Below are 4777 nucleotides of genomic sequence, written 5' to 3'. Positions count from 1 at the left end.
CCGAGCGACAGCACGCGCGGCGCGCCCGCGTCGCCGGCATAGCCGCCGCGCCGCGCCGCGGCCGGCGCGGCCTTCGCGGCGTTCAGCACGATCTCGCTGAGCGAGTTCCAGGCGCCGCAGTCGGCGCACTGGCCCTGCCACTTGCTGTGCTCGCTGCCGCATTCGTTGCAGACATAGGCCGTCTTCGCCTTGGCCATGGACGTCTCCGTGTCAGTCTTCGACGAACAGCACGCGCTTGGTCATGCCGCAGGTCAGGTCGTAGGCGATGGTACCGGCGCGCTCGGCGATTTCCTCGACCGGCAACGCGTCGCCCCAGAGCAGCACGCGGTCGCCCACGTGCGCGTCGGGCGCCTCGCGCAGGTCTATCGTCGCGAGATCCATGGACACGCGGCCGACGATGGGCAGGCGCCGGCCGCCGAGCAGCACCGGCGTGCCCGGCGCGGCACTGCGCGGATAGCCGTCGCCGTAGCCGATCGCGATGACGCCGACGTCCATGTCCTCGGGGCATTCCCAGGTACCCGCATAGCCGACGCGTTCGCCGCGCCGCAGGCGATTGATCGCGATCAGCCGCGTCGACAGGCTCATGACCGGCTCGAAGCCGAGGTCGCGGCCGCTCTTGCCCGCGACGACCGACAGCCCGTACAGCAGGCCGCCCGTGCGCACCCAGTCGCCGCGCGCCGCGGGCCAGCCGAGCACGCCGGCCGAATTGGCCAGGCAGCGCGGGCCCGGCAAACCCTGCGTCGCCGCGTCGAAACGCGCGATCTGTTCGGCGGTCACGGCGTTGTCGAATTCGTCGGATGCGGCGAAGTGGGTCATGAACACGATGTCGCGGTCGACCGACGGCATGGCGAGCAGCCGTTCGTGGACCTCGCGCACGCGTTCCGGCGCGAAGCCCAGGCGATGCATGCCGGTGTCGATCTTGAGCCAGACGCGCAGCGGTCGCGGATCGCGGTCGGCGGCGAGCCAGCGCAGCTGCGATTCGTGATGGATCACGGCGTCCAGGCGCAGGCGGCGCAGCTCGGCGAGGTCGGCGGCTTCGTCGGGGCCCGACAGCACGATGATGCGCTGTTGATGGCCGGCCGCACGCAGGCGCTGGCCGTCGGCGATCGCGGCGACCCCGAAGGCGTCCGCATCGGACAGTATCCGCGCGACGCGTTCGAGCCCGTGGCCGTAGCCGTCGGCCTTGACGACGGCGACGACCTTCGCGCCCTGGCTCAGACGGCGCAGCTGCGCGAGGTTCGCGCGCAGCGCGGCCGATCGGATGGTGGCGGTGGCGGAACGCAAGGTCGGTGCTCAGTCGGCGGAAACGGAAGAGAGGCGCACCGGGATGCGGGGCGGCGGCATGCGACGTCGCGGCGGCTGCGGAAGGCCGCACTTCACCGGCGGCCCACGCCCTGCCGGAGACGCGCCGCCGGCCGCGCGCGCCGTGGCTGCGCGTCAGCGCGCTGCATGTGCCGCGCGGCTCACTCGTAGGAGCCCAGGTAATTGTCCGAGGCGTGGTTCTCGAACTTCGTGTACTGGCCGAGGAACGTCAGCTTGACGCTGCCCGTAGGGCCGGAACGCTGCTTGCCGATGATGATCTCGGCCAGGCCTTTGTCGGGCGAGTCCTGGTTGTAGTAGTCGTCGCGGTAGATGAACATGATGACGTCCGCGTCCTGTTCGATAGCGCCGGATTCGCGCAGGTCGGCCATGACGGGACGCTTGTCCTGGCGCTGCTCCAGGGAGCGGTTCAGCTGCGACAGCGCGATCACCGGCACGTTCAGTTCCTTCGCGAGGGCCTTCAGGCTGCGCGAGATTTCTGAAATTTCGGTGGCGCGATTCTCCTTGTTTCCGGGCACCTGCATGAGCTGCAGGTAGTCGATCACGATCAGACCGAGGTCGTGCTCGCGCTTGAGGCGGCGGCAGCGCGCACGCAGTTCGCCCGGCGACAGCGCCGGCGTGTCGTCGATGAAGATCTTGGCTTCCGACAGCAGCGTGATCGCGCTCGTGACGCGCGGCCATTCTTCTTCCTGGATGTCGCCGTTGCGCAGGTGCTGCTGGTTGATGCGGCCGACCGAGGAGATCAGGCGGAACGCGAGCTGCGAGGCCGACATTTCCATCGAGAACACGGCGACCGCGCGCTTGGTTTTCATCGCGGCGTATTCGGCCATGTTCAGCGAGAACGCGGTCTTGCCCATGGCCGGGCGCGCCGCGACGATGATGAGGTCCGAGGGCTGCAGGCCCGCGGTCATCTCGTCGAGATCGGTGAAGCCGGTCGGGATGCCGGTCACGGTGCCGCGGTTCTCGAAGCGGTGATGCAGGATCGCGAACGCGTCCTTGACCGCCGTGCGCATCGGCACGAAGCCCTGGCGGCCGCGCGCGCCGGCCTCGGCGATGCGGAACACGCGCTGCTCGGCGCCTTCGAGGATTTCCTGGGTGCTGCGGCCTTCGGGCGCGAAGCCGTCGCTGACGATCTCGGTGCCCGCGTCGATGAGCTGACGCAGCACGGACTTTTCGCGCACGATGTCGCAGTAGGCGATGATGTTGGCCGCGCTCGGCGTGGTATTGGCCAGCTGCAGGATGTAGGCCGTGCCGCCGACGAGATCGGCGAGGCCCTGCGATTCGAACCATTCGCCGAGCGTCACCGCGTCGCAGGGCATGCCCTTGTTCGACAGCTCGGTGATCGCGCGGAAGATCACGCGATGGTCCTTGCGGTAGAAGTCGTCCTCGTTGAGGCGGTCGGCGACCTTGTCCCAGGCTTCGGGAGACAGCATCAGACCGCCGAGCACGGCCTGTTCGGCGTCGACCGAATGCGGCGGCACGCGCAGGCTGTCGATGCGTTGGACGGTTTTGCGATCGGGTGAGGCGGCCATGGAACTCTCGCGGCGAGCGACCGGCACGACGTCCGATCATCCGAATCGGCGTCGCAGCTGTCGAGACTGAAAGCTGTTGATAACTACGGTATAGGCTGTGCGATTGCGTTCAGCCGCGTCGGCGGACCACGCCCCGCCGACACAAAAAGAAACGGGCGCCGCGAGGGCGCCCGTCGATGACACGTTGCGGTGCCGCGATCAGGCGGCCGTGACGACGACCTTGACCGTCGTGTGCACGTCCGCGTGCAGGTGCACGTGGACTTCGAATTCGCCGACGTGGCGCAGCGGGCCTTCGCCCATGACCACTTCCGACTTTTCGAGCGGCTTGCCGGCGGCCGTGAAGGCTTCGGCGATGTCGCGCGGACCGACCGAGCCGAACAACTTGCCTTCCGGGCTCGCGTTCGCGCCGATCGTGACGCTGGCTCCTTCCAGGGCGGCCTTGCGCGCTTCGGCGCCGGACAGGATCTGGTTGGCCTTGGCTTCGAACTCGGCGCGGCGCTGTTCGAACTGGGCGACGTTGTCGGCCGTGGCCGGCACGGCCTTGCCCTGCGGGACGAGGTAGTTGCGTCCGTAGCCCGGCTTGACCTTGACCTTGTCGCCGAGCACGCCGAGGTTCTTCACTTTCTGCAGCAGGATGAGTTCCATGGGATTCTCCGATTCGTTAGCACCGGCAGGACCGGTGCAGCGGTGGCTGTCCGAATCGCGATGTCGCTAAACGTCGCGAGACTGTTCGGTATTCCCTCTCCCGAGGCGTTGCGCGCCTGAGGGAGAGTGAGGGCGAGGGAGGGGGGCAGTGGCCGCGACGGGCGGGGTCCGGGTTTGCCGGAGCCTTGCTGTCGCGGTGGTTTGAAGAATCGGCGAAAATTTCAACGATTTCGCCGACTCGGGCTTCTCCCTCACCCCTAGTCCTCTCCCCCAAGCGGAGCTTGGGCGAGAGGGAAGTGATCGTCGCCCGCGGAGCGGGCGACGGGTGCATCGGGTTATCGCGCTAACCTCAGTGGTTGTCGCAGTAGGGCAGCAGCGACAGGAAGCGGGCGCGCTGGATCGCGATGCCGAGCTGGCGCTGGTACTTGGCCTTGGTGCCGGTGATGCGGCTCGGGACGATCTTGCCGGTTTCGCCGATGTACTGGCGCAGCGTGTTCAGATCCTTGTAGTCGATCTCCACGGTGCCTTCGGCGGTGAAGCGGCAGAACTTCTTGCGGCGGAAAAACTTGGACATGGTGGGCTCCTGGACTTAGGCCGCTTCGGCGTCGTTGCTGTCGGCGTTGCCGCCGAAACCGCCTTCGTCGTCGTCACGACGACGGCGATCACCGCTCTTCTCGTCCTTGGTCTTCATGATGAAGGACTGCTCGGTGACGGCTTCGTCGCGCGCGAGGATCAGGTGGCGCAGGACGGCGTCGTTGAAGCGGAAGCCCGACTCGAGTTCGTTCAGCACGGTCTGGCTGCACTCGATGTTCATCAGGACGTAGTGGGCCTTGGCCAGGTTCTGGATCGGGAACGCCAGCTGGCGGCGGCCCCAGTCTTCCAGACGGTGAACGGCGCCCTTGTCGCCTTCGATCAGCGCCTTGTAGCGCTCGATCATGGCGGGCACCTGTTCGCTCTGGTCCGGGTGGACCAGGAACACGATTTCGTAATGACGCATGGAAACTCCTCGTGGATGACGCAGGGCGGATGCCGCTGCGCAGCCTCCCGCAGGACGGTGAGGCGAGTTCCCCGGTGCCGGGATGGCGCACGGGGTCGCGGATTCTAGCGGGCGCCGCGCGGACTTGGCAAGTCGTTGAAGCGCAAGCGTCCGCGGCCTCCGGCGGCGCGCCGCCGCCTGGTCGCAGCCGCGGCGGTGGACGGGGTGTCGCCGATCGAAGCGGCCGCCCCGGCGGGAGGGCTGGCCGACTGGAGCGGCCGCCGTCGCGGCGGGCAGGTGCCGC

5 protein-coding genes and 1 pseudogene are annotated in these 4777 nt (G+C 68.1%); all 6 read right to left on the bottom strand.

The genetic code is table 11. The features are described 5' to 3' along the window. Positions 1–197 (bottom strand): annotated as a pseudogene (locus NON22_RS20500) (DNA repair protein RadA); the annotation flags it as partial. A gap of 13 nt (positions 198–210) precedes the next feature. Further along, positions 211–1284: an alanine racemase gene (alr, locus tag NON22_RS20495; RefSeq protein WP_257388838.1), complete on the bottom strand. Its 1074-nt coding sequence runs from the start codon at positions 1282–1284 to the stop codon at positions 211–213. A gap of 179 nt (positions 1285–1463) precedes the next feature. After that, positions 1464–2852 (bottom strand): replicative DNA helicase, encoded by a 1389-nt coding sequence (locus NON22_RS20490; protein WP_257388837.1) that lies wholly within the window; start codon positions 2850–2852, stop codon positions 1464–1466. Positions 2853–3050: 198 nt separating this feature from the next. Next, a complete protein-coding gene (gene rplI / locus NON22_RS20485; RefSeq protein ID WP_257388836.1) occupies positions 3051–3497 on the bottom strand; it encodes a 50S ribosomal protein L9 in 447 nt (148 codons plus the stop codon). A 349-nt stretch (positions 3498–3846) separates the two neighbouring features. Continuing rightward, a complete protein-coding gene (rpsR, locus tag NON22_RS20480; RefSeq protein WP_257388835.1) occupies positions 3847–4071 on the bottom strand; it encodes a 30S ribosomal protein S18 in 225 nt (74 codons plus the stop codon). 15 nt (positions 4072–4086) lie between these two features. Then, complete coding sequence (rpsF, locus tag NON22_RS20475) at positions 4087–4494, bottom strand: 30S ribosomal protein S6 (protein WP_257388834.1); 408 nt, start codon at positions 4492–4494, stop codon at positions 4087–4089. Between the last annotated feature and the right edge of the window lie 283 nt (positions 4495–4777).

This window comes from Tahibacter caeni (genome assembly GCF_024609805.1).
GTDB lineage: Bacteria > Pseudomonadota > Gammaproteobacteria > Xanthomonadales > Rhodanobacteraceae > Tahibacter > Tahibacter caeni.
Note: the sequence above shows the minus strand (reverse complement) of the source record. Positions and strands in the feature narration are given on the sequence as shown.

Coding starts and splice junctions, on each gene's coding strand:
- rpsF (WP_257388834.1), bottom strand. CDS start 4,494: ATGCGTCATTACGAAATCGTGTTCCTGGTCCACCCGGACCAGAGCGAA.
- rpsR (WP_257388835.1), bottom strand. CDS start 4,071: ATGTCCAAGTTTTTCCGCCGCAAGAAGTTCTGCCGCTTCACCGCCGAA.
- NON22_RS20490 (WP_257388837.1), bottom strand. CDS start 2,852: ATGGCCGCCTCACCCGATCGCAAAACCGTCCAACGCATCGACAGCCTG.
- rplI (WP_257388836.1), bottom strand. CDS start 3,497: ATGGAACTCATCCTGCTGCAGAAAGTGAAGAACCTCGGCGTGCTCGGC.